A 25,442-nucleotide genomic window follows, 5' to 3' on the forward strand; every position below is an offset into this window, starting at 1 on the left:
GTGCCTGTTGCCAGAGGATCACTCAGTAGGCTTAGGATGATCCTCTTTAATCAAAATTAAAACTCTTTTTTTAACCAACTGTTAAATTTTTTAAACCACGTACTAACAGGTGAGTGTTTTGACGACTCAGCTTCGTCTCCCAAATGGGATTCTTTACCATAGTGTAAGAGGCCCACCACCGTGGAGTAATACGCTTCTTGCGCATAGTCCGTTAATCCAGTGATGTTTAAAGGCTGGCCAATTCTTACTTGTGTATGGAACACCCGCTGTGCACACGCGGCCAAACCTTCGATTTGCGCTGCACCGCCAGTCAGTACGATTCCCGCCGCTAAATGGTGCTTAACCCCTTGCTGGCGTAATTGTTCTTGTAACTCTAGAATCTCGTCGTTGACCAGATTCAGTAATTCCGTATAACGCGGCTCAATCACTTCGGCTAACGTCTGGCGTTGTAAGCTACGAGGCGGTCTTCCCCCAACACTCGGGACTTCTACATTTTCATCTTTACCGACGATAGATCCCAAAGCGCAACCGTGACGAACTTTAATGGCTTCGGCATCGGTTGGTGGCGTACCAAAAGCGTAAGCAATATCGCTGGTGACCACGTTCCCTGCATAAGGTATCACTTTAGTATGACGTAACGCACCGCCAGTATAGACCGCCATATCCATAGTGCCACCGCCAATATCGACGACACAGACACCAAGCTCGCGTTCATCTTCAGTGAGCACGGCATAACTTGAAGCCAAACCCGCGAAGATCAGTTGGTCTACTTTCAGCCCACAGCGCTCAACCGCTTTAACAATATTTTTTGCCATATCGTTATGGCAAGTAATGAGGTGCACTTTAGCATGCATCCTCACCCCAGATAAACCGACAGGGTTCTTAATCCCTTCTTGGTAATCGATAGCATATTCTTGCGGAATAACGTGCAGTATGCGATGTTCGTCTCGAACCCGTACCGACTTCGCGGTATGGACAACGTTCTCCACATCATCCTGTGTTACTTCTTCTTCCGAAATCGGAACCATCCCGATTTCGTTCTGGCAACTAATATGTTTGCCGGATAATGAAAGGTAAACAGATGAGATCTGGCAATCTGCCATCAACTCAGCTTGGTCAATTGCGCGTTGAACGCATTTTACAACTGACTCAAGATCATTAACACCGCCCTTATCCATTCCACGAGAAGGACAGCTACCAACCCCAATAATATTGACCATACCATCAGGCAGAATTTCCCCTACCAGGGCAGCAACCTTGGCGGTGCCAATCTCTAGTCCTACTACCAGTTTTCTGTCCGTTGCCTTGATCATTGTTGTTTAGCCTGTGCCTGATTTTGTTGCTGATTACCTGTTTGCGTGTCTACGGGTGCGGGGCCCCATCCAACTGCGGCGCCCGAATCGTAACGAAGATCGACATAGCTGATAGTTTTATTATCCGCTTGTGCCTGTTTAACAAGTTCTGGATAAAGAGTAATAAAACGCTGTAAACGTTTATCATCCTCCCCTCTTCCTAACTCAATTCTCATACCATCACTTGTAATAAGCTGCCAAGAGTGACGCGCGGTCATCGCAGTGGCTTTCAAGGTTAAGTGTACCGTATGCAATTTTGCTGCCATTTGGTAGAAAGCCGCCATCACCTCTTTTTCACTTCCTTCGGGGCCGTAAAGTAAGGGCATATCTTGTTTCGGCGCGCCTTGATGGAAAGGTAGTGTAAATGATACCCCTGACGCATCGACGACATGCTGCTCATTCCACCTTGCTACGGGGACATATTCAACCAGATGAATCTTTAATTCGTCTGGCCATTGTTTCCGTACACTCACTTGTTTAATCCAAGGTAACCTTTCAAGTTGTTGCTGAATAATGTCGACATTTTGCGACATAAAGGTTCCTGGCGGCCCCAATGAGAGTATCGCTTGGCGTACATCATCATTCGAGGTATAGCGTTTCTCTCCAGTCACAACGAGCTTCGAAAGCGGTAACCGCGAGACATCATCCATCCAATTTACGACCGCTATCCCACCAAACACGATGGTACCGACAACCATCAGAAGAAAAACCACGCCAAATAGACGAGTGCCATTACTCCGACCAGAGCGTAAACGTTTTTGCGTTTCTTTATTTTTCGTATTCAGTGCAGCCTGAGACATATCAGTCTGTTTACTCCAGAATCTGTTGGACAAGCAGCGTGATCTGATTTTCTGCTTGCTTAGCTGCCAATGGGATTAAGTTGTACTCGTTTAAAATAAGTACGGTTTTCCCTTCATCCAGCTGAAATTGACCTTTGCTATCGCGCTGAGTAGTCATATTTACCTTCCTTGGCAGCCTAGGGCTGGTCAGTCTGACCATGAATAATGACGCTAATTGTACACTTCACCAACAATCTGCTGTGAAGGAAAAATATCGTTTCTCATCAGCAAGATATTTTGCATTATAATCATAAAATTTATTAATAGTCTGAATCTGTATTGATGGCAATATTTTGTCACTAATTATTGCAACTAAGCTTCATTTCCGTCTAAAAAACCACCAAGTATTGATTAATCATTTTTCCGCTGTCAAACACGATGAATCACGTAATCATTAGCCAATAAGTTGTCGCTTTCTTCATCAATGGCATTAATCAATAAAGACCTGAACCCCGATCAACTAAGCATAGGGTCATACTGTACTCGGTATCGATTCCAGCATGACAACTCATCATTGAAGGTCGTGTAATGCGTTCAAGGAGGCCGCAAAACGTCAGATAAGGCCTCCTAAATGTTCGATCCTATTAGCCCTTAGACTGTTAGGCGGGCACTTCCCAGTTTTCCGCCAACTGACGGGCAATACGCCCCACAGTACCAGCACCTTGTAAGAGCACAAGATCATTACCGCTTAGGGTCGGTGCCAAGAATTCCAGTAACGCGTCTTGATCCGTCACCAAAATTGGATCGACTTTTCCGCGAGAGCGAACTGAACGGCACAGCGCTCGACTATCCGCTCCAGCAATCGGCGACTCGCCGGCAGAATAAACATCCAGCATCAACAATACATCAACATTCGAGAGGACATTGGCAAAATCATCAAATAAGTCGCGAGTTCGCGTGTAACGATGGGGTTGAAACACCATCACTAATTTCTTATCTGGCCAGCCAGCTCGTGCAGCTTTGATTGTCGCATCCACTTCTGTTGGATGGTGTCCATAATCATCCACCAGCATAGCGCTACCACTGATATCGCTGACCTTATCGGTGGCGTAATCGCCCAACACATCGAAGCGACGCCCAGTGCCTTGGAAGCTCTCCAAGGCGGCTAAGATATCGCAGTCCTCAATTCCCTCTTCCGTGGCCACAGCAATGGCGGCAGCGGCGTTAAGGGCATTATGGCGTCCCGGGGCATTTAACATCACGACCATCTCAGGCTTATCCTGACGATAGACGGTAAAACGCCCTGTCGCACCTTGCTGCTGATAGTCTGCCAGACGAACATCTGCATCATCACTGAAGCCATAAGTCGTCACTTGACGGCCGACATCAGGCAGTAATTCACGGATCACCTCATCATCAACACATAACACAGCACGGCCATAGAAAGGCAGATTGTGTAAGAAGTTAATAAAGGTCTGTTTTAAATTTTCGAAGTCACCTTGGTAAGTATCCATATGGTCGGCTTCAATATTCGTTACTATCGCGACCATCGGTTGGAGATGCAAGAAGGAGGCATCGCTCTCATCCGCCTCGGCAATCAAATAGCGACTACTTCCTAGACGCGCATGCGTTCCGGCTGCTTTCACTAAGCCACCGTTTACAAACGTGGGATCCAATCCTCCCTCAGCGTAAATACTGGAAACCATAGCGGTCGTTGTCGTTTTACCGTGTGTCCCAGCAATCGCGATCCCATGACGAAAACGCATTAATTCCGCAAGCATCTCCGCACGACGAATAACCGGAATACGGGAATCTCTTGCCGCCACTAACTCTGGGTTATCTTCAGCAATCGCGCTAGACACCACAACCACACTGACCCCTTGAATATTTTCAGGGCTATGGTTGAAGTAGATCGTCGCGCCAAGGCCTGTCAGGTGTTTCGTTACCGCGTTAGGTGCCAAATCAGAACCACTAATTTGATACCCTTCATTGGCCAACACTTCAGCAATACCGCCCATACCTGCGCCACCAATACCCACGAAATGGATGTGTTTTACACGTCTCATTTCCGGCACGATAGAGCGTAACTTTGCTAATTGTTGAGTATTCATGAATAACTTCTTACCTATACCTTACGAGGGATGAAAACTTCACCCCTAAATTAATGAGCAACGATATCTTTAATGGCTTGTGCGACACGCTGGGTTGAGTTCGGAACAGCTGTCTTCTGTGCGTTTTCGGCGTAACCCAGTAGCGTTTCACGGTCCCACTGTTGCAAGCACTCTATTACCGCTTGAGCGGTAAACTGCGGCTGTTCTAAAATGACAGCCGCCCCCGCTTTCTTAAGCGATAACGCATTCCAATACTGTTGACGGTCTTTATGCGGGAAAGGCACAAAGATTGCCGCGACCCCCGCTGACGCAATTTCGCTGACCGTTAGCGCACCGGAACGGCACACCACCACATCCGCCCAAGCATAGGCCTCAGCCACATCATCGATAAATTCTGTAATGTTATGATGACCGACGCCGCGCTGACGATAATCTTGTTCAACCTCTGCTTGGTTACCCTTACCAGTCTGGTGCCAAATCGTCACTTTTTCCCCTAGCGCTTGCGCGACTTCAGGCAGTTGCTGATTCAGGATTCGCGCGCCTTGGCTCCCGCCCATCACTAGCACTCTGAGTGGCCCTTCCCTTTCTTCGAATCGGAGATCCGGTGCGGGCAGAGCCAAAACATCTTTACGCACCGGGTTACCCACCACTTCCGCATTGGGGAACGCCCCAGCGAAGGCTTGCATAACCTTGCGAGCAATTTTAGACAGCCATTGGTTTGTAAGGCCCGCTATCCCATTTTGTTCGTGCAGGACAACAGGTACACCACAACTCCACGCGGCTAACCCGCCGGGACCGGAAACATAGCCGCCCATCCCTAACACAATATCAGGCTGCCACTGTTTGATAATTTTTCTCGCTTGACGCCAGGCTGAGAAGATACGCCAAGGGGCTTGTAAAAGCGCTTTAACACCTTTACCACGTAATCCATTAATTTTGATGAAATCGATCGGAATGCCATGCTTTGGCACTAAATCAGCTTCCATCCTATCAGCGGTGCCGAGCCAACGGACTTCCCACCCTTCTTCCATTAATTGATGGGCTACTGCTAAGCCTGGGAAAACATGTCCTCCCGTTCCGCCCGCCATGACCATCAGTTTTTTACTACTCATCGATTACCTCGGGTTACCGCATGGGCTTTCGCTAAGCGCGTTTCAAAATCTATACGTAGCAACAGGACTATCGCTGTGGACATAATAATTAAGCTCGATCCACCGTAGCTGATAAGCGGTAAGGTCAGACCTTTGGTCGGTAGCATACCCGCAGCCGCACCAACGTTAACTAAGGCTTGGAAACTGAACCAAACACCAATTGCACAGGCTAAAAAGCCAGCGAAACGCTGATCGAGTTCTAGCGCCCTACGTCCTATCGACATCGCACGAAATGCCACAAAGAATACCATCAATAGCGCGAGAACCACACCAAAATAGCCAAGTTCTTCACCGATGATCGCAAAGATAAAGTCGGTATGCGCCTCAGGTAGATATTCTAATTTTTGTACAGAATTACCAAGCCCTTGTCCCCAAAACTCACCGCGGCCAAATGCCATTAGAGATTGCGTTAACTGGTAACCGCTTCCAAAAGGATCGGCCCAAGGGTTCCAGAAAGAAGTGACGCGTCGCATCCGGTATGGCTCAACCATGATTAGCAAAACAACTGAGAACAATCCACAGCCGATAATCGCCAAAAATTGCCACAGCTTAGCGCCAGCCAGAAATAACATTGCCAAGGTTGTCACGAACAATACGATTACCGTCCCTAAATCGGGCTGTGCCAAGAGCAGTACTGCGAGAATGATCATTACCCCCATAGGTTTTAAAAAGCCCCATAGGTTGCTTCGTACTTCGTCCACTTTTCTGACCAAATAACTGGCGAGGTAACAAAAGAGCGAGAGTTTAGAGAATTCTGCAGGCTGAATACGTAATGGCCCTAATGCAATCCACCGCGAAGCACCGTTTACCGAGCTTCCCACCACTAAGACCACTAACAACATGACAACAGAAAGGAGCAGCATTACATTGCTGTATTTCTGCCAGAACGACATGGGCAAACGTAAAGTAATCAGTGAAATGGCGAAACCCAGACCCAGATAGAAAGCATCGCGTTTAGCGAAATAGAACGGGTCATCGTTCATCCGCTGCCCGACCGGAACAGATGCCGAGGTTACCATCACAAAACCGATGATCGCTAACCCAAAGGTTAGCCATAATAACGTCCGGTCATACAGCACCACAGAAGAAGTATCACTCTCCCGTGATCCCATTACCCAATCTTGTATCCGTTCTGAAAGCGCAGCAACACCGCGCCCTAAGAGCCTCAGACCCGGGATATGCATTAGCCCAACTCCTTCGCTAGCGCCGCAAATCGTTCGCCACGCTGTTCATAGTTTTTAAATTGATCGAGACTGGCGCAGGCGGGTGAAAGTAACACAACATCGCCTTTTTGCACCTGCTGACTGATCGCATGCATAGCATCCTCGAGCGTGTCGACGTGGACAGAAACTTCAGGACGTAGCGCGTACAACAATTCCGCATCTCGGCCAAAACAGTAAACCTTTATATTGTTACCTTGTATTAACCGCTCCAAAGGTGAAAAGTCGGCAGACTTACCATCTCCCCCAAGGAGTAACCATAACGTGCCTTGGCACTGGAGGCCCTTAAGAGCCGCTTCGGTACTACCAACGTTGGTCGCTTTAGAGTCGTTGATCCACTCAACACCCGCATTTCGATGGACCAACTGGTAGCGATGCGGCAATCCCGTAAAGGTCGTTAAGGCTTTCAAACAGCTCGCACGCGGTACGCCAACGGCTTCCGCCAGCGCTAACGCGGCTAACGCGTTAGTGAGGTTATGCTGGCCAGTAAGGTGCATTTCATCGCTATTGAGGACTTTCTCGCCCTTGGCACGCAACCAAGTCTGACCCTGTTGCTGATTAAGGTGGTAGTCGCCAAAAGTTACACCGAAGCTGATACAACGACGATCGACACCACGGACCGGCATCGTCATCGCATCGTCAACATTGACGATACAGTGCTTAGCCTGCTCGTAAATGCGCAGCTTCGCCGCACGATATTGTTGAAAACCAAGTGGATAACGATCCATATGGTCCTCTGTCACATTTAAAATAGTGGCTGCGCTGGCTTTAAGACTTTGAGTGGTCTCCAATTGAAAACTGGATAACTCAAGGACATAGAGCTGAACCTGAGGATTCAACAAGGACAGAGCGGGAAGACCAATATTTCCGCCGACTGCGGTTTGCCATCCTGCCGCACGGGACATTTCACCTACTAAGCTAGTGACTGTGCTTTTTCCATTCGAGCCGGTGATCGCCACGATAGGAGCCTGCGCTTCGCGACAGAATAATTCGATGTCCCCCACTATCTCGATCCCTTCTGCCGCAGCGTCGCTAATAGCGGGATGTGATAGCGCTATGCCGGGACTGAGTACGATGAGATCAGCCTCGACTAACCACTCTTTATTTATGTCGCCTACCCAGCGCTCAACCTTTTCAGGCAGTTTATCGATACCAGGAGGATTGTTACGCGAATCGATCACCTTGGGCACTACGCCGCGCGCCAAGAAAAACTCAACACAAGACAGGCCAGTAATGCCTAAGCCGACGATAACAATCTTTCTACCTTGGTAATCTGCCATAATTAACGTACCTTCAGGGTGGCGAGACCGATCAACACTAACATTAATGAAATGATCCAGAAACGCACAATGACGCGCGGCTCTGGCCAGCCTTTTAACTCGTAATGGTGGTGGATAGGTGCCATGCGGAAGATACGCTGCCCACGTAATTTGAACGAGCCTACCTGTAAAATCACTGACAGCGTTTCGACCACAAATACACCGCCCATAATGACCAGTAAGAACTCTTGACGCAGTAAAACGGCAATGGTGCCTAATGCGCCACCGAGCGCCAACGACCCGACATCACCCATAAACACTTGCGCTGGGTAAGTGTTGAACCATAAGAAGCCAAGTCCCGCGCCGACAATCGCCGTACAGACAATCACTAACTCGCCCGCATGGCGCAGATAAGGGATATGCAGATAGTCCGCAAAGTTCACGTTACCCGTTGCCCAAGCGACTAGCCCAAATCCGGCTGCGACAAATACCGTTGGCATAATCGCTAAGCCGTCCAGTCCATCGGTCAGATTGACGGCATTACTGGTGCCAACGATCACAAAGTAGGTCAGGAATAGATAGAGCAGACCTAACTGCGGCATAATATCTTTGAAGAAAGGAACCACTAATTGTGTCGCGGGCGTATCTTTGCCAATTGCATAAAGGGCAAAAGCCACCCCTAGCGCAATCACGGATTGCCAGAAATACTTCCAACGGGCGATCAGGCCTTTGGTATCTTTACGGACAACTTTACGATAATCATCGACAAAGCCCACGATGCCGTAGCCAATGAGTACCACTAGCACACACCATACGTAGGGGTTAGAAGGGTAAGCCCATAACAGTACCGAAATGGTAATGGAGGTCAGGATCATTATCCCCCCCATGGTCGGCGTCCCACGCTTACTGAAGTGTGACTCAGGTCCATCGTTGCGAACGACTTGGCCGATCTGTAATTTCTGCAGCCAAGCAATGAGCCGTGGCCCCATCCATAATGAGATAAATAAAGCCGTTAATAAACTGACAATGGCGCGAAACGTCAAATACGAGAAGACGTTAAATCCTGAATAAAATTTAGCCAGATGCTCGGCTAGCCAAACTAACATGCGTCTTTCTCCTGTAATGACATAACGATTTCTTCCATTGCAGCACTGCGTGATCCTTTCACTAATAGCGTCACAACCTGATGTTCCTGAATTAATTCACGCGCCCGCTCTGTTAGCGCCAACTTGCTGGCGAAGATTTCTCCAACTTGGCTCTCTTGCGCGATCCACTGGCTATATTGCCCCACGGTCAACACTTTATCGACGCCAGCGTCATGCAGTGCTTTACCGACTTGACGGTGGCAAGACTCGGTATCACTCCCTAGTTCTCCCATATCTCCCGCAATCATGATCCGGTAGCCCGGCATCGAGGCCAACACCTGCGCTGCTGCAGTCATCGATCCCACGTTTGCGTTATAGGAGTCATCGAGTAACAGTACCGATTGCGATAATTGGATCGGATAGAGTCGGCCAGGCACAGCGGTTAATGTCGCAAGGCCCTGTTTGATTGCGTCCAACGATGCGCCGACGGATTGCGACAGTGCTGCAGCAGCGAGTGCGTTAGCAATATTGTGCTGCCCAGGGAGCGGCAGAAGTACCTGACAAGCGCCCTGAGGCGTATGTAAACAAAAGCGGGTACCCTCTACCGTGAAGTTGACATCGGTGACGTAATAATCATCCCTCCCCTGCTCTGCAGAAGAAAAGGTGAGAACGCGTTTATCCGCCAATACGGGTTGCCAATTATCGCGGTCATTACTCTCTGCATTGAGAATCGCAATACCTTGCGGCGGTAAGCCTTGGAAGATTTCACCTTTGGCTTTCGCTACACCTGCTATTGACCCGAAACCTTCTAAGTGTGCGGCGGCTAGGTTATTGACTAGCGCTACCTCTGGCTTCACTAAATGCGTGGTGTAGGCAATTTCACCTTGATGATTTGCCCCCATCTCGATCACCGCAAAGCGATGCTCCGGTGTGAGCCGTAAAAGGGTCATCGGCACACCGAAATCATTGTTAAGATTTCCTGCGGTGTAGAGCGTTTCGCCACACTGTTTCAAGATCGCAGCAGTCATCTCTTTCACCGACGTTTTCCCGGATGAGCCGGTCAGACCAACGACTCTCGCTGGGACGTTTTCACGTACCCAGCCACCGATTTTACCGAAGGCAATTCGTGTATCCTCTACCACGATTTGCGTAGCAGCAATATCTAATCGACGGCTTACCAGAAGCGCACTGGCCCCCGCGTTGATGGCTTGCTCCGCAAACTGGTGTGCATCAAATCGTTCACCGATTAATGCCACGAATAAGCTACCTTCGACAATCTCACGCGTATCGGTAGTGATATGACTCAGCGTAACGTCTCTACCCACTTGCTCACCTGCAGTGATCAGCGCGAGTTGTTTACTCGTTACTGGGATCATGCCATCGTTCCTAATAAAGTTGCGACCGTCGCACGGTCTGAATAATCAAGTCGCTGATGACCAATAATCTGATAATCTTCATGGCCTTTTCCAGCAATCAATACGATGTCTTGTTCTGTAGCCTGTTGAAAGACGTTGGCGATAGCCTGAGCGCGGCCGGCAATCACTTGTGCATGGCTTGCATCTATTAATCCAGACAGAATGTCTTGAGTTATCGCGGCAGGATTTTCGCTGCGTGGATTATCATCGGTGATCACGACCCGGTCGGCGAATTCTTCGGCTATCGCCCCCATCAGCGGACGTTTTCCTCGGTCTCGGTCTCCGCCGCAACCGAAGATGCACCAGAGTTGGCCTTGGCAGTGCCGGCGCGCCGCTTCTAAGGCCTTTTGCAGGGCATCGGGGGTATGGGCATAATCCACCACGGCAACAGCATGTCCAGGCTGTTTAAAGACTTCCATCCGCCCGCAGACGGGTGACAGTCGAGATGCCGTGCCGACTAATTGCGCTAAGGGATATCCCAACGCCAACAGGGTAGCCAAGGCTAATAATACATTACTGACATTGAATTCGCCGATTAACGCGCTGACACATTCGCCTGAGCCCCATGCGGAGTCGAATTGAATCGCTACCCCCTCTTCATGATAGGTGATTGCCGTAGCCGTTAGCCACAGACCATGGCGTTGAGATAGGCTAAGTCCACGCGCACTCACGGCAACCGCATCCGTCAGCTGAGTTAGCCATTGCTGGCCTATCTCATCATCAGCATTAATAATGCTGACGCCAACCTGATGCTCCGTAAAGAGCGATAATTTCGCGGCTGCGTAGCTTTCCATATCGCCGTGGTAATCAAGGTGATCACGACTTAGATTAGTGAAGATTGCCGCGGAGAAAGGGAGCGCCGCGACCCGATGCTGCACTAAGCCATGAGATGAAATCTCCATCGCGGTTAAGCTGACATGCTGCGCGGAAAACTCTGCGAGCGTTCTCTGTATATCGATCGCCGAGCCAGTAGTATTTTCGCTCTCGACCAGCTGCCCATACAGGCCATTTCCGACAGTTCCCATTACCGCGCTGGATTCACCCAGTAAGGTCACCCACTGTGTCAGCAGCTGCGTAATTGTGGTTTTACCATTCGTTCCCGTCACGCCAACAATTCTCATAGCGTCGACTGGTCGACAATAAAACCTTCCCGCTAGCGCAGATAAGCGTTCCGATAATTGGGCGAGATAGATGACCAGAACCCCTTCGACTTCACGGATTTCGCCATCTTTCGCAACATCTTGTGCATCGGCGACCACCGCTGCAGCGCCTTGAGCAATCGCTTGGGAAATATATTTTCGTCCATCCACATTGTGACCGACGACAGCGATAAAAAGATCGCTAGCCTTAACATTACGACTATCAAGCGTCATCGCCTTGAGCATTAGTGCAGGAGCGTTAGGTACCCAAGGTGCTAACACCTCTTGTAGGTTACGATCGGTCACTTGATCCCTCGCTGGTCAGTTCTTTATTTTCTGTTGCCAGGGCATCTGGCTCAACATTCATTGTACGTAATACCCCGCCCATGATGGCGCCGAATACCGGTGCCGAGACAGCCCCGCCGTAATATTTTCCACCTTGTGGATCGTTAATGACCACGACTAAGGCAAATCGAGGGCGGCTGGCTGGAGCAACCCCGGCGGTATACGCAATATACTTGTTCACATAATGGCCATCTGGGCCAACCTTTTTGGCGGTACCAGTCTTAATCGCAATCCGATAGCCTTTAATGGCTGCTTTGACGCCCCCGCCCCCGGGGAGTGCCACACTTTCCATCATATGAACCACCGTCTTAACGGTCGCCTCATCAAAGACACGTGTTCCGGCAACGGGGGGGGAAACTTTGGTGATCGATAGCGGGCGAGCAATACCATAACTGCCGATAGTGGCATAGACGCGAGCCAGTTGTAGCGGCGTCACCATCAATCCATAGCCAAAGGAGAACGTCGCACGTTCGATATCAGACCAGCGCTGTTTATGCGGATAAATACCTTTACTTTCGCCCACTAATCCAAGATTGGTCGGCTGCCCTAATCCGAAGTGGGAATAGGTTTCGACCAGTGCAGAAGATGGCATGGCCAAGGCCAAACGGGATACCCCAACGTTACTCGACTTCTGTAGCACACCCGTCAAGGTTAATTCATTATAACGAGCGACATCTTTGATTTCATGGCCATTAATCCGATAGGGTACGGTATTTAATACACTGCTAGGATGCACCACTCCCCGCTTGAGGGCTGTCATCACTACCATCGGTTTTACAGTTGATCCTGGCTCGAAAATATCGGTAATCGCACGGTTACGGATGGTTTCACGCGGGGTATTACTGAGATTATTTGGGTTGTAGGCTGGGCTGTTTGCCATTGCGAGCACTTCCCCCGTGTTTACGTCGACGAGAACAGCCGTTCCTGATTCCGCTTTGTTAAACGCTACGGCATTATTCAGCTCGCGATAGACTTGCGCCTGTAGCCGCTCATCAATACTTAGGGTCAGGTTATGCGCCACACGGCTATCGGTCGACGAAATATCTTCAATCACCCGACCTTGACGATCTTTACGCACAATACGTGCGCCAGGTGTTCCCGTTAGCCATTTATCAAAGCTTTTTTCGACGCCTTCGATCCCTTGACCATCAATATTGGTAAAGCCAATCAAATGCGCAGCCACCTGCCCTGCTGGATAGTAGCGGCGGGACTCCTCACGTAAGTTAATCCCCGGTAACTTCAATTTCTGAATATAGCTACTAACCGCTGGGTTCACTTGTCGGGCAAGATACACAAAGCGGCCTTTGGGGTTGGCATTTATCCGTGAGGAGAGTTGATCAAGAGACAGCGACAGGGCGTCAGCCAACGCTTTCCAGCGATTATCGTAACCAATACCACCGTGGGCATTCACCTCTTTTGGATCGGCCCATATCGCGCTGACTGGAACGCTCACCGCGAGCGGTCGGCCATTACGATCGCTGATCATGCCGCGTGAACTCGGAACAGATTGCACGCGTAACGAGCGCATATCGCCCTCTTTCACCAAGCGCTCAGGTTTCACCACTTGCAGCCATGCGACACGAGAAAGTAGGCCGACCAACGCCAGCAGAATTCCGCCGCATAACAATGCAAAACGCCAACGAATGAAGTTGGCTTTGATTTCTTGCTTTTTTGTTTTCAGCGTTTTCTTTGCGCCGGCCATCAGTTTTCTATCCCTATGGTTGAACCACTATATGTTCCTGAGAAGGGTCCACGTGCTGCATATGCAGTTTTTCGACGGCTAAACGCTCGACACGGCTGTGATCCCCTAAGGCATTTTCTTCAAGGATCAAATTTCGCCATTCGATATCTAGCGAGTCTTTCTCTAACACCATCTGTTCGCGTTGTGCCGTCAGTAGCCGTGTTTTTTGAGTAGTAATCACCACCATAATGGAAGTCACTAACACGGAGATAAGAAGGATAATGGGGAGTTTTCCATGCCGTAATAGATCCCCGCCGATAACGGCGGGTAAGCTATGACGCTCATTATTGATCACGCTTCACTCCTTTCTGCGATGCGTAAAACCGAGCTACGTGCACGAGGGTTCTCGGCCACTTCTGCCGGGCCTGGTACCGATTTACCGAGCGAGCGAAGTTCCCTTCCCCCCAGCGCCTGTATTTGCGCCTCAGTCATGGGTACCCCTGCTGGCACTTGTACGCCGCGGCTATGGGTACGCATAAAGCGCTTCACTAAACGGTCTTCAAGAGAGTGGAAACTGATAATCGACAGTCGCCCTTTTGGGGCTAGCGCTTTGATAGAAGAAGCTAAGGCTCGCTCGATCTCTTCTAACTCGCTATTAATCCAGATACGTATCGCTTGAAAACTTCGGGTCGCAGGGTGCTTATGCTTGTCTTTAACCGGCATCGCCGCGGCAATGACCTCGGCTAACTCTTTGGTCCGCGTCATCGGTGCTAAGCGATTACGCTCGACGATAGCGCGCGCAATACGTTTCCCGAATTTTTCTTCACCATAGGTTTTGATAACAAAAGCAATATCTTCTTCGGCGGCACGCATCAACCATTGTGCCGCAGACTCCCCCTGTGAAGGGTCCATTCGCATGTCCAATGGTCCATCACGCATAAAGGAAAATCCACGTTCAGCGTCATCAAGTTGTGGGGATGAGACACCAAGATCGAGCAAAATCCCATCGATTTTTCCCACCAGCCCTAAAGACTCTACGTAGTCACCCAACTGCGAGAAAGGGCCGTGAATAATTGAGAAGCGTGGGTCGTCGATTTGCTCGGCTGCCGCGATGGCTTGTGGATCACGATCGATAGCGATCAAACGCCCCTTTTCACCCAGTTGAGAAAGGATGAGTCGGGAGTGTCCTCCGCGACCAAAGGTACCATCAATATAGATACCTTCTGGCTGAATGTTTAACCCGCTGACGGCATCGTCGAGCAGTACGGTAGTATGTTTAAAATTGTCAGACGTCATTATAACGATAAGTCCTGCAAACGCTCAGATAATACACCCTGAGCATGTTGCTCAGCCTCAATGTCTTGCTTGACTTGGTCATACCAAGTCTGTTCGTCCCAAAGCTCAAATTTATTGTATTGGCCGACCAACATAATGTGTTTGGTTAATGTGGCGTGAGTGCGTAAGGGAGCGGTTAATAGCAACCGTCCCGCAGCATCAAGCTGCCCTTCTGTCGCATGCCCCAGCAGTAATCGCTGTATACGTCGTTCGGCTGGATTCATCGAAGAGAGATTCGCTAATTTACGCTCAATCCGTTCCCATTCCGGTAAGGGATAAAGCAGTAAACAAGGTTGATGAATATCAATCGTGCAGACCATGTTCCCTTCAGACAGTGCATAGAGTTGTTCACGATAGCGCACGGGCATCGCAAAGCGTCCTTTACTGTCTATATTTACAGGGTTGGCCCCACGGAACATGATAAGCCCTTATATTTGGAAAAAAACACCACTTTGCCCCACATTTTCCCACAAAGCGAGTTTACGGAGCGGAGGAAAAGCTTGTCAAGCGGCTTTGACTGTTGCCACGGAATATTTCCTGTTATCTCTGGCTTTTTTTATAGTGAAAAATCGTATTTCTAGGCAGGGATTCAGCTAACTCAATGATTTATAGCGCAAGACATATCAACGATACGGAATAATCCATATTTGAAGAGATACTTTGTAAAAACTAGGATCTCAGCCACTTCAGCCGATGATTATACAATAATTTTAACCCTTGTACTGGGGTTCACTATGAATGCGTCGTACGGACCAATGCTCCCCGAGCATGCAGATGCCGAGAAATGGTGGTAATCCCTAATTCTCGATCCTCATTCAGTTCAAGGGTTTTTAAGACTAATGCTAGTACGCACTCAGCAATATCTTGATGACGCTGACCTGCAGATAGCACAGGACAAGCAAGAAAGTCTAAAAGCTCATGATCACCGAAGGTAGCGATTGAGAGAGTCGAGGGAAGCTCGCCAAGTGTCGATAGGCAGGCATCCATAACGCCTTGGAGTAACGCAAACGATGTGGTGAAGATCGCGGCGGGTAAGCGATGTTGTTGCAGATAGGCGGTAAATTGTTGTGCTGCACGTTGACGGTCAAAGCTATCACTGTACAAGAATTGCGGTTGGCGAGCGTCCTCGCTCCACGCCTCTCGGAAACCCTGCTCCCGTAAAAAACTCACCGATAACTCAGGGAGCGCGCCAAAGAAAAGAATATTATCAATCGATTGCTGACGTTGTGCTTGGGCTAAGGCAAAGGCATCTTCGCGATCTGCGCCAACCACGCTACTAAATAACCGCTGATCTAAAGGTCGGTCTAACGCAATCACGGGTAATTGGCGTTCAGCACAACGTTGATAAAAGGGATGCTGGGCAGGGAGAGATGTTGAAACAATAAGAGCATCGATCTTGCGTTGTAAAAGATGTTCTATACAGCGCATTTCGTTGTCCGGTTGATCCTCCGAGCAGGCGATAAGCAATTGGTAGCCTTGATGACGTGCGTGGCGTTCAAGATGCTTCGCAATACGCGTATAACTGGTGTTTTCAAGATCAGGAATGACCAGCCCGATAGAACGTGTTTTTCCTGCTCGCAGGCCAGCAGCCACCGCATTGGGATGATAGTTATGCTCCCGCACAACCGCCATGACTTTTTCAACGGTCTTATCGCTGACGCGATGCTGTTTAGCCTTACCATTGATAACGTAACTCGCGGTAGTTCTAGAAACCCCCGCCAATCGTGCAATTTCGTCTAGTTTCACCCTGCCCTCGCTCTTCACTACCTACTTAGGAAACTCGTATTAAGGCCCTAAGACTATATACCTTATCCAGTTGGTAGCAGGCAACAGGTGTGACAGGGAAAGACCTTATCAGTCTTTCCCTTAACGAGGATTAATTGAGGGTTTTATCACCGCGTGAAATACCGATAACGCCCGAACGGACCACTTCTGCAATCTCGGTCACCGCGCGTACCGCCGTTAAGAATGCATCCAGTTTTTCTGCACTCCCTACTAGCTGTACGGTATAGAAACGCGGGCTCACATCGACAATTTGGCCACGAAAAATATCGGCACAACGTTTGATCTCTTCACGCGCAGCCTCTTCCGCGATAATTTTGACCAGCATAACTTCACGCTCGACGAACGCTGACTGACCCAGCTCGTTGACCCGTAATACATCAACCAGTTTATGGAGTTGCTTCTCGATCTGTTCCAACACTTTCTCATCGCCGATGGTTTGGATCGTAATGCGCGATAGCGTTGGATCTTCGGTAGGTGCCACGGCTAAGCTTTCGATGTTATAGCCGCGTTGAGAGAAGAGGCCGACCACTCTCGATAACGCCCCAGACTCATTTTCAAGTAACACTGACAATATCCGGCGCATTATTCGCTCCTTTCCGTCTTGCTTAACCACATCTCGTTCATTCCAGCGCCGCGAACCAACATCGGGTATACGTGCTCACTCCCATCCACCATCACATCAACAAACACCAAACGACCTTTTGCTACCAAGTCCAATGCCTGTTGCAGCTTAGCTTCCAGCTCATCCGGAGAGTTAATCGCAATCCCTACATGACCATATGCTTCGGCAATTTTGACGAAGTTCGGTAAAGATTTCATGTAAGAGTGTGAGTGACGCCCGGAGTAGATCATATCCTGCCACTGCTTAACCATACCCAAGTAACGGTTATTCAGGTTCAGGACTAAAATAGGTAATTCATACTGTAACGCGGTAGACAACTCCTGGATATTCATCTGAATACTGCCATCTCCCGTCACACAAACGACCGTCTCATCGGGTAAGCATAACTTCACGCCCAATGCCGCGGGTAGGCCAAAGCCCATCGTGCCAAGACCGCCGGAATTGATCCAACGCCGTGAGTGGTCGAACGGATAATGTAATGCGGTAAACATCTGGTGTTGACCCACATCCGACGCGACGTAGGCTTGCCCTTTGGTTAACTTCCATAAGGTACGAATAGCCGCTTGTGGTTTGATTTTTTCGCCTTCCGTGGAGTAAGCGAGACAATTACGTGCACGCCACTGATCGATCTTCGCCCACCATTCAGCACTCAGTGTGGCAGAAGGAGGCGGTGTTTTATCGAGTAATTCGACCATCTGTTCCAGTACTTGACGGGCATCGCCGACAACAGGAACATCCGCATTAACGGTTTTCGAAATCGATGCTGGATCGATATCGATATGGATCACCGTGGCATCCGGACAATACTTGGCAATATTATTGGTCGTCCGGTCATCGAAACGCACACCTACCGCAAAGATGACGTCTGCATTGTGCATGGTCATATTTGCCTCATAGGTCCCATGCATTCCCAACATGCCGACACTTTGTGGATGTGTTCCAGGGAAACAGCCTAATCCCATTAGTGTCGTGGTAACCGGTAATTGCAATGTTTCGGCCAGCGTTTTTAACGCCGATTCTGCATGAGCGGTAATCACCCCGCCACCGGCATAAATCACGGCCTGCTTTGCCGCCAGCAGCGTGTTTAGCGCACGTTTAATCTGCCCTTTGTGCCCTTGCACCGTAGGATTGTAAGAGCGTAGGCTTACGCTTTCTGGCCAGTGATAGGGGAGTTTCACCGCAGGATTCAGGATATCTTTAGGGAGATCGATGACTACCGGTCCCGGACGCCCGGTTGAGGCTAACCAGAACGCTTTCTTGATCATCTCAGGAATATCTTCGGTACGTTTGACCAGGAAGCTGTGTTTAACGATCGGTCTCGAAATACCAATCATGTCGCACTCTTGAAACGCATCGCTGCCGATTAAGGAGGACGCGACTTGTCCGGAGAGGACAACCATCGGAATCGAGTCCATATAGGCCGTCGCAATTCCGGTAATAGCATTGGTTGCGCCAGGGCCAGATGTAACGAGCACCACCCCAGCTTCGCCTGTTGCACGCGCCACGGCGTCAGCCATATGCACTGCAGCTTGCTCATGACGCACTAATATATGGTCGACGCCACCCACTGTTTGGATCGCATCATAAATATCCAGTACCGCTCCACCGGGATAACCGAACACCTGTTTTACGCCTTGATCAATCAGTGACTGAATGACCATTTCTGCTCCTGACAACATCTGCATTACTGCCTCCGGCTTCACACTCATACAACTGATTACTGTCACAGTGATAAGAAAATCTACGCTTGCCAGCTCCACTCCCCAGAAGGGTCGATCATTTTATTTTTTACTGAGTGGAAGCTTTCTTACGTTAACATACCGCTTAAATTCCCGGCAGGGAAAATAAATGAAAAAAATTTACCCGCGAAATGAATAGAGAATTATTCTAGAATTTTCGTTATCGACCTAATAAAAAAACTAAACAATTAATCAGATAGAGTTTGATACACGCCAGTCAGCGAAAAATAAAGAAAATATTTCAGCAGAGACATCTTCAATTAAGTTAAGTCAGCTATATCGCATAAGATTATTACAGCAAACTAAATCCCCACACATGAACATTAATGCAGAACAATCATCTATCATAAAATCATTTATATGGGATTAATATATATAAATCATAAAGTTAAAAATCCCAATGAAAGATTAATATTCCGCTAGCTTAACGGTGACTCGCCTATTCGCGACCTAGTTAATTTTTCGTTGACATGCCCCGCCAATTCACGTACCAATATAAGGACACACAGATTCTATAGGCTTTAATAATGATTCGTTTCACTGCACTCACAGAACTCCTCCTCCTCGCTAAATATCAGCGCGGTTGTTCTGTGGGCGAAAACGAATAAAGATTAAAGCCTGAAAGAACTGAAAAACCCGCGCCGAACAGCGCGGGTTTTTTTATGCGCTAAGGCCATCAAATATAAGAATTTAAGGAAGCAAATTATGAGCCAGCAAGTCATTATCTTCGACACAACATTACGCGACGGTGAGCAAGCATTACAGGCGAGTTTAAGCGTTAAAGATAAGTTACAGATCGCGCTGGCTTTAGAGCGGATGAAAATCGACGTAATGGAAGTGGGTTTCCCTGTCTCCTCTCCCGGTGACTTCGAATCGGTCCAAACCATTGCCCGTACCATCAAAAATAGCCGAGTTTGCGCCTTAGCCCGTTGTGTCGAAAAAGATATCGACGCGGCATACGAATCCTTAAAAGTGGCTGATGCTTTTCGTATTCACACCTTTTTAGCCACCTCCCCGATGCACATTGAAACCAAATTGCGCTCGACCCTGCCAGAGGTAATTGAGCGTGCGGAATACATGATTCGCCGTGCACGCAACTATACTGATGATGTCGAGTTTTCCTGTGAAGATGGTGGCCGTACCCCAATTGACGATTTATGTCGTGTCGTAGAAGCCGCCATCAATGCCGGTGCCCGCACCATTAATATTCCTGATACCGTCGGCTATACCCTGCCGCACGAATACGCCAACATCATCTCTTCATTAATCCAACGTGTCCCGAACATCGATAAGGCCATCTTATCTGTTCACACTCACGATGACTTAGGTATGGCCGTCGGCAACGCAATGGCCGCCGTGACGGCTGGCGCGCGTCAGGTTGAAGGGACCTTAAATGGCTTAGGCGAACGCGCAGGTAACTGTGCTTTAGAAGAAGTGATTATGGCGATTAAAACGCGCCATGCCATGATGAACGTCCATACCGGCATTAATCACCAAGAAATTTACCGTACCAGCCAGATTGTTAGCCAGATTTGTAATATGCCTATCCCTGCGAATAAAGCCGTGGTGGGTAGCAACGCCTTTGCTCACTCCTCAGGGATTCACCAAGATGGCGTGTTGAAAAACCGTGAAAACTACGAAATCTTAACGCCAGAATCGATCGGCTTACACCAAGTTCAATTGAACCTGACCTCACGTTCTGGCCGCGCGGCAGTAAAACACCGTATGGCTGAAATGGGTTATCAAGAACAAGATTACAATTTAGATACCCTATATGAGGCATTCTTAAAATTAGCCGATAAGAAAGGCCAAGTATTCGATTACGATTTGGAGGCGTTAGCTTTCATTAATAATCAAGCCGATGAGAGCGATCACTTCGTACTGCATGACTTCACGGTACAGTCTGGGGCAAGTATCACGGCGACCGCATCAGTAAAATTAGCGGTAGGCGCTGAAATCAAAGAAGAAGCTGCCACCGGTAACGGTCCTGTTGATGCAGTTTACCAAGCAATCAACCGCATCTCGGGATTAGAGATCGAGTTAGTCAATTATAAATTAACCGCCAAAGGCCAAGGGGAGAATGCACTGGGCCAAGTGGACATCGTCGTGAAATATAACGACCGTAAATTCCATGGCATTGGCTTAGCTACCGATATCGTGGAGTCTTCCGCGAAGGCGATGGTGAATGCATTAAACACGATTTGGCGTGCACGTCAGGTCGAGCAAGAATTAAAGCGTAAGTCTCAGACTGAAATTAAGGAAACAGTGTAATTATGTCGACTCAGTATAATGTTGCGGTTTTACCCGGTGATGGAATCGGTCCAGAAGTGATGGCCCAGGCTGAAAAAGTCTTGGCTGCGGTCAGCCAGCGTTTTGGCTTTCAGATCAACACTCAGCATTTTGATGTCGGCGGTATTGCCATCGATAACCATGGTTCTCCGCTTCCTGCTGCCACGGTAGCAGGCTGCGAACAAGCAGATGCCATTCTGTTTGGTTCTGTCGGAGGGCCTAAATGGGAACACTTACCGCCCAGCGATCAACCTGAACGTGGCGCCCTGCTTCCTTTACGTAAACACTTTAAACTGTTCAGTAACTTGCGCCCTGCAGCCCTGTATAAAGGATTAGAGGCTTATTGCCCTCTGCGCAGCGATATTGCCGCACGGGGATTTGATATTTTATGTGTCCGTGAATTAACAGGTGGTATCTACTTCGGTCAACCGAAAGGCCGTGAAGGCAGTGGCGATCAGCTGCGCGCTTTCGATACCGAAATTTATCACCGCTATGAGATCGAGCGTATCGCTCGCTTAGCGTTCGAGTCAGCGGGTAAACGTCGCCATAAAGTCACCTCCGTCGATAAAGCGAACGTACTGCAATCGTCGATTTTATGGCGTGAAACGGTCACTGAAATTGCAAAAGAGTATCCAGACGTCGAGTTATCACACATCTATATCGATAACGCCACGATGCAGCTGATCAAGGATCCTTCTCAATTCGACGTACTGTTATGTTCCAACTTATTCGGCGATATTCTGTCTGATGAGTGTGCAATGATTACCGGTTCGATGGGCATGCTGCCTTCTGCCAGTCTGAATGAAGAAGGATTCGGACTATACGAACCCGCAGGCGGATCGGCTCCCGATATCGCCGGAAAAAATATCGCTAACCCAATTGCACAAATTTTATCACTAGCCTTGTTACTGCGTTATAGCTTACAACAAGGTGACGCGGCGGAAGCGATCGAAAACGCAATCAGTAAGGCGCTGGCTGCGGGACACCGTACTCATGACTTAGCCGGTGACGGTCAAGCAGTTAGTACTGATGAGATGGGTAATATCATTGCCCGGTATATTGCCGAGGAAAAATAATAAAATGAGCAAAACATTATACCAGAAGTTATTTGATGCACATGTCGTTTACGAGGCGCCACAAGAGACGCCTATCCTGTACATTGACCGTCACTTAGTTCACGAAGTGACCTCACCACAAGCCTTTGACGGGCTACGCGCCCACGGCCGTCAATTGCGTCAGCCATCAAAAACTTTCGCGACGATGGACCATAACGTCTCGACAGAGACACGGGATATTAACGCGTCCGGTGAGATGGCACGTATCCAGATGCAAGAGCTGATCAAGAACTGTGCCGAGTTTGGAGTCAGTCTGTACGACTTAAATCACCCCTTCCAAGGTATCGTTCACGTTATCGGTCCAGAACAAGGGATTACCTTACCGGGGATGACCATTGTCTGCGGTGACTCGCATACCGCCACCCACGGAGCCTTTGGTGCCTTAGCATTCGGTATTGGTACATCAGAAGTTGAGCACGTGATGGCGACCCAAACCTTAAAACAAGGTCGGGCAAAAACGATGAAGATCGAGGTCACGGGTTCTGCCATTGGCGGTATCTCAGCGAAAGATATCGTACTCGCCATTATCGGCAAAACCGGCAGCGCCGGAGGCACCGGTTATGTTGTCGAATTCTGTGGTGCAGCGATCGAAGCGCTAAGCATGGAAGGTCGTATGACGCTGTGTAATATGGCCATTGAGTTAGGGGCTAAAGCGGGCTTGGTCGCGCCGGATGAGACAACCTTTGAATACTTAAAAGGCCGTCAGTTTGCGCCGAAAGGCGAGCAATGGGATGAAGCCGTTGCTTACTGGAAAACCTTAAAATCTGATGATAACGCCGAGTTTGACGCTGTCGTTACCTTGGATGCGGCAGATATCGCGCCACAAGTCACTTGGGGAACCAACCCAGGGCAAGTTATCGCTGTTGATCAGCCTATCCCACGTCCAGAAGAGTTCAGTGACCCGGTCGAACGCGCTTCAGCGGAGAAAGCGTTAGCCTATATGGGCCTTGAAGGAGGTATCCGCTTAACGGATGTCGCAATCGACAAAGTCTTTATCGGTTCTTGCACTAACTCGCGAATTGAAGACTTACGCGCCGCGGCAGCGATTGCCAAAGGGCGTAAAGTGGCACCGGGTATCGTTGCTATGGTGGTCCCAGGCTCTGGACCGGTTAAAGCACAGGCTGAAGAAGAAGGCTTAGATAAAATCTTTCTAGAAGCGGGATTTGAATGGCGTTTACCGGGCTGTTCAATGTGCTTAGCCATGAACAACGACCGCCTGAATGCAGGAGAACGTTGTGCATCAACCAGTAACCGTAACTTTGAAGGGCGTCAAGGACGTGGTGGACGGACTCACTTAGTCAGTCCCGCCATGGCGGCCGCAGCCGCCGTTACCGGTCGCTTCACTGACATCCGTACCTTGAACTGAGGATCTGCATCATGGCAATTAAATTTACTCAACATACCGGACTGGTTGCGCCTTTAGATGCGGCCAATGTCGATACGGATGCGATCATTCCAAAACAGTTTCTACAGAAAGTTACCCGTACAGGTTTTGGTCAGCATCTGTTTAATGATTGGCGCTTTATCGATGATGCGGGCAAAATTCCTAATCCAGATTTCGTCCTAAATAAGCCTCTGTATCAGGGCACCAGTATTTTACTGACCCGTGAAAACTTCGGCTGTGGCTCGTCGCGTGAGCATGCACCGTGGGCCTTAACCGACTTCGGTTTTCGTGTGGTGATAGCGCCCTCTTTCGCTGATATTTTCTATAGCAATAGCTTCAATAACCAACTGCTCTTGGTCAAATTAAGCGAAGCACAGATTGACGAGCTGTTCCAACTTGTTGAGCAACATCCTGGCATTAATTTTACTGTTGATTTAGAAGCGATGACGATTCAGGCAGGCGATAAAGTTTATACTTTCGAACTGGACAGTTTCCGTCGTCACTGCATGTTAAACGGCTTAGACAGTATTGGCCTTACGCTGCAGCATGAAGCATCGATAGGGGATTACGAAGCGAAGCAGCCTGCCTTTCTGCAATAATTCATTTAGCGTTTAGCATAAAAAAAGGGACATTATCATGTCCCTTTTTTATTGCCGCGATTTCTATTGAATGCGTGGCTGGTCTGCCCCTTCTTTCTCGACTTTCTGCACTAACATATGTTCGCGCTTCATACCGAGTTTCAACGCCAATGCTGACGCGACGTAGATAGAAGAGATAGTACCGATGGCGACACCAATTAACATCGTCAGTGAGAAGCCACGTAACAGCTCACCACCGAAGATAAACAGCATCAACACCACCACCAAGGTGGTCGCCGAGGTCATCAATGTCCGGCTCAATGTCTGAGTCAGAGAAATATTGACGATATCGTAAGGCGAGCCACGACGGATCTTACGGAAGTTTTCACGGATCCGGTCAGAAACAACGATGCTATCGTTTAACGAGTAACCGATCACTGACATCAGGGACGCGATGATCGTTAAATCGACCTCAATATGGAACAGTGATAACACACCCATCGTAATGACAACGTCGTGCGCCAAGGCTAATACTGCCCCCAGTGCAAGACGCCATTCAAAACGAAAGCCCACATAGATCAAGATACAGATCAAGGCAGCCAGCAGTGCGAGTGCGCCGGCCTGTGCCAGGTCGCTACCAACGCTCGGTCCAACGAATTCAATACGTTTAACCACTGCGGTCTGCTGGGTCGCTTGGTTGATCTCGCTAACAACTTTGGTTCCCAGCTCTTGTCCTGCATTGCCATCATGCGGGGATAAGCGCACCATCACTTCACGGCTGCTACCGAAATTTTGGACTTGAGGATCGCTGAAGCCGGCATGTTGTAAAGCTGAACGCATTACATCCAATTCACCGGGTTTTTCTAGCGTAATCTCAATCACCGTCCCGCCGGTAAAATCCAGTCCCCAGTTAAAGCCACGCACACCAATAATGATGGCAGAAGCAATCAACAGTAGCGCTGACAGGGTAAAAGCTAACTTGTCCCAGCGCATGAAATCATGCACCTTACGGCCATAGTTGAGTTGTTCAATACTATATTCTTGTGCCACAACAGGCT

The 25,442-nt window shown here is 49.0% G+C and carries 22 protein-coding genes; 4 read left to right on the forward strand and 18 right to left on the reverse strand.

Annotated elements, in window-relative coordinates:
- Positions 1-56 precede the first annotated feature (56 nt).
- The 17 genes from ftsA to ilvI all read right to left on the reverse strand — a co-directional run bounded on the left by ftsA (position 57) and on the right by ilvI (position 18,964).
- Entirely contained in the window at positions 57-1,313 is a 1,257-nt protein-coding gene (ftsA, locus tag MKR94_RS10475; protein WP_048911514.1) for a cell division protein FtsA, read from the reverse strand.
- Complete coding sequence (gene ftsQ, locus MKR94_RS10480) at positions 1,310-2,152, reverse strand: cell division protein FtsQ (RefSeq protein ID WP_241646849.1); 843 nt, start codon at positions 2,150-2,152, stop codon at positions 1,310-1,312. The genes ftsA and ftsQ overlap by 4 nt, the downstream gene beginning before the upstream one ends.
- Before the next feature lie 10 nt (positions 2,153-2,162).
- Positions 2,163-2,309, reverse strand: coding sequence for a hypothetical protein (locus MKR94_RS10485; RefSeq protein WP_241617629.1), 147 nt, complete (start codon positions 2,307-2,309; stop codon positions 2,163-2,165).
- A 481-nt stretch (positions 2,310-2,790) separates the two neighbouring features.
- Complete coding sequence (gene murC, locus MKR94_RS10490) at positions 2,791-4,242, reverse strand: UDP-N-acetylmuramate--L-alanine ligase (RefSeq protein ID WP_241646850.1); 1,452 nt, start codon at positions 4,240-4,242, stop codon at positions 2,791-2,793.
- A gap of 50 nt (positions 4,243-4,292) precedes the next feature.
- Positions 4,293-5,354, reverse strand: coding sequence for an undecaprenyldiphospho-muramoylpentapeptide beta-N-acetylglucosaminyltransferase (murG, locus tag MKR94_RS10495; RefSeq protein ID WP_241646851.1), 1,062 nt, complete (start codon positions 5,352-5,354; stop codon positions 4,293-4,295).
- Positions 5,351-6,577: a cell division protein FtsW gene (gene ftsW / locus MKR94_RS10500; protein WP_241646852.1), complete on the reverse strand. Its 1,227-nt coding sequence runs from the start codon at positions 6,575-6,577 to the stop codon at positions 5,351-5,353. The genes murG and ftsW overlap by 4 nt, the downstream gene beginning before the upstream one ends.
- Complete coding sequence (murD, locus tag MKR94_RS10505) at positions 6,577-7,893, reverse strand: UDP-N-acetylmuramoyl-L-alanine--D-glutamate ligase (protein ID WP_241646853.1); 1,317 nt, start codon at positions 7,891-7,893, stop codon at positions 6,577-6,579. Before murD ends, ftsW begins: the two co-directional genes overlap by 1 nt.
- A gap of 2 nt (positions 7,894-7,895) precedes the next feature.
- The gene (gene mraY, locus MKR94_RS10510; RefSeq protein ID WP_048911508.1) at positions 7,896-8,978 is read right to left on the reverse strand and encodes a phospho-N-acetylmuramoyl-pentapeptide-transferase; all 1,083 of its coding nucleotides are present in this window, start codon (positions 8,976-8,978) and stop codon (positions 7,896-7,898) included.
- Positions 8,972-10,333, reverse strand: a complete 1,362-nt coding sequence (murF, locus tag MKR94_RS10515) for a UDP-N-acetylmuramoyl-tripeptide--D-alanyl-D-alanine ligase (RefSeq protein WP_241646854.1) — start codon at positions 10,331-10,333, stop codon at positions 8,972-8,974. Before murF ends, mraY begins: the two co-directional genes overlap by 7 nt.
- Positions 10,330-11,817: a UDP-N-acetylmuramoyl-L-alanyl-D-glutamate--2,6-diaminopimelate ligase gene (murE, locus tag MKR94_RS10520; protein WP_241646855.1), complete on the reverse strand. Its 1,488-nt coding sequence runs from the start codon at positions 11,815-11,817 to the stop codon at positions 10,330-10,332. The genes murF and murE overlap by 4 nt, the downstream gene beginning before the upstream one ends.
- Complete coding sequence (ftsI, locus tag MKR94_RS10525) at positions 11,804-13,558, reverse strand: peptidoglycan glycosyltransferase FtsI (RefSeq protein ID WP_241646856.1); 1,755 nt, start codon at positions 13,556-13,558, stop codon at positions 11,804-11,806. The genes murE and ftsI overlap by 14 nt, the downstream gene beginning before the upstream one ends.
- 13 nt (positions 13,559-13,571) lie before the next feature.
- Positions 13,572-13,892 (reverse strand): cell division protein FtsL, encoded by a 321-nt coding sequence (gene ftsL, locus MKR94_RS10530; RefSeq protein WP_241646857.1) that lies wholly within the window; start codon positions 13,890-13,892, stop codon positions 13,572-13,574.
- On the reverse strand, positions 13,889-14,833 hold the full coding sequence (gene rsmH / locus MKR94_RS10535; protein WP_048911503.1) for a 16S rRNA (cytosine(1402)-N(4))-methyltransferase RsmH: 945 nt from the start codon (positions 14,831-14,833) through the stop codon (positions 13,889-13,891). Before rsmH ends, ftsL begins: the two co-directional genes overlap by 4 nt.
- On the reverse strand, positions 14,833-15,291 hold the full coding sequence (mraZ, locus tag MKR94_RS10540) for a division/cell wall cluster transcriptional repressor MraZ (RefSeq protein ID WP_241646858.1): 459 nt from the start codon (positions 15,289-15,291) through the stop codon (positions 14,833-14,835). The genes rsmH and mraZ overlap by 1 nt, the downstream gene beginning before the upstream one ends.
- Before the next feature lie 313 nt (positions 15,292-15,604).
- A complete protein-coding gene (gene cra / locus MKR94_RS10545) occupies positions 15,605-16,618 on the reverse strand; it encodes a catabolite repressor/activator (RefSeq protein ID WP_241646859.1) in 1,014 nt (337 codons plus the stop codon).
- A 130-nt stretch (positions 16,619-16,748) separates the two neighbouring features.
- A complete protein-coding gene (gene ilvN, locus MKR94_RS10550) occupies positions 16,749-17,240 on the reverse strand; it encodes an acetolactate synthase small subunit (protein ID WP_241646860.1) in 492 nt (163 codons plus the stop codon).
- Positions 17,240-18,964: an acetolactate synthase 3 large subunit gene (gene ilvI / locus MKR94_RS10555; protein WP_241646861.1), complete on the reverse strand. Its 1,725-nt coding sequence runs from the start codon at positions 18,962-18,964 to the stop codon at positions 17,240-17,242. The genes ilvN and ilvI overlap by 1 nt, the downstream gene beginning before the upstream one ends.
- 759 nt (positions 18,965-19,723) lie before the next feature.
- Here ilvI and leuA point away from each other — a divergent pair.
- From leuA to leuD, 4 genes are read left to right on the forward strand one after another with little or no spacing between them, the layout of a single operon-like run.
- Complete coding sequence (leuA, locus tag MKR94_RS10560) at positions 19,724-21,289, forward strand: 2-isopropylmalate synthase (RefSeq protein ID WP_241646862.1); 1,566 nt, start codon at positions 19,724-19,726, stop codon at positions 21,287-21,289.
- A 2-nt stretch (positions 21,290-21,291) separates the two neighbouring features.
- Positions 21,292-22,383, forward strand: coding sequence for a 3-isopropylmalate dehydrogenase (gene leuB, locus MKR94_RS10565; protein WP_241646863.1), 1,092 nt, complete (start codon positions 21,292-21,294; stop codon positions 22,381-22,383).
- A 4-nt stretch (positions 22,384-22,387) separates the two neighbouring features.
- Positions 22,388-23,788, forward strand: coding sequence for a 3-isopropylmalate dehydratase large subunit (leuC, locus tag MKR94_RS10570; RefSeq protein ID WP_241646864.1), 1,401 nt, complete (start codon positions 22,388-22,390; stop codon positions 23,786-23,788).
- Positions 23,789-23,799: 11 nt separating this feature from the next.
- Entirely contained in the window at positions 23,800-24,405 is a 606-nt protein-coding gene (leuD, locus tag MKR94_RS10575) for a 3-isopropylmalate dehydratase small subunit (RefSeq protein ID WP_099822585.1), read from the forward strand.
- A 63-nt stretch (positions 24,406-24,468) separates the two neighbouring features.
- On the opposite strand, the gene secF is transcribed toward leuD, so the two are convergent.
- Positions 24,469-25,434, reverse strand: a complete 966-nt coding sequence (secF, locus tag MKR94_RS10580) for a protein translocase subunit SecF (protein ID WP_241646865.1) — start codon at positions 25,432-25,434, stop codon at positions 24,469-24,471.
- Positions 25,435-25,442: the final 8 nt, after the last annotated feature.

The organism is Rosenbergiella metrosideri, from assembly GCF_022602565.1.
Lineage (GTDB): Bacteria > Pseudomonadota > Gammaproteobacteria > Enterobacterales > Enterobacteriaceae > Rosenbergiella > Rosenbergiella metrosideri.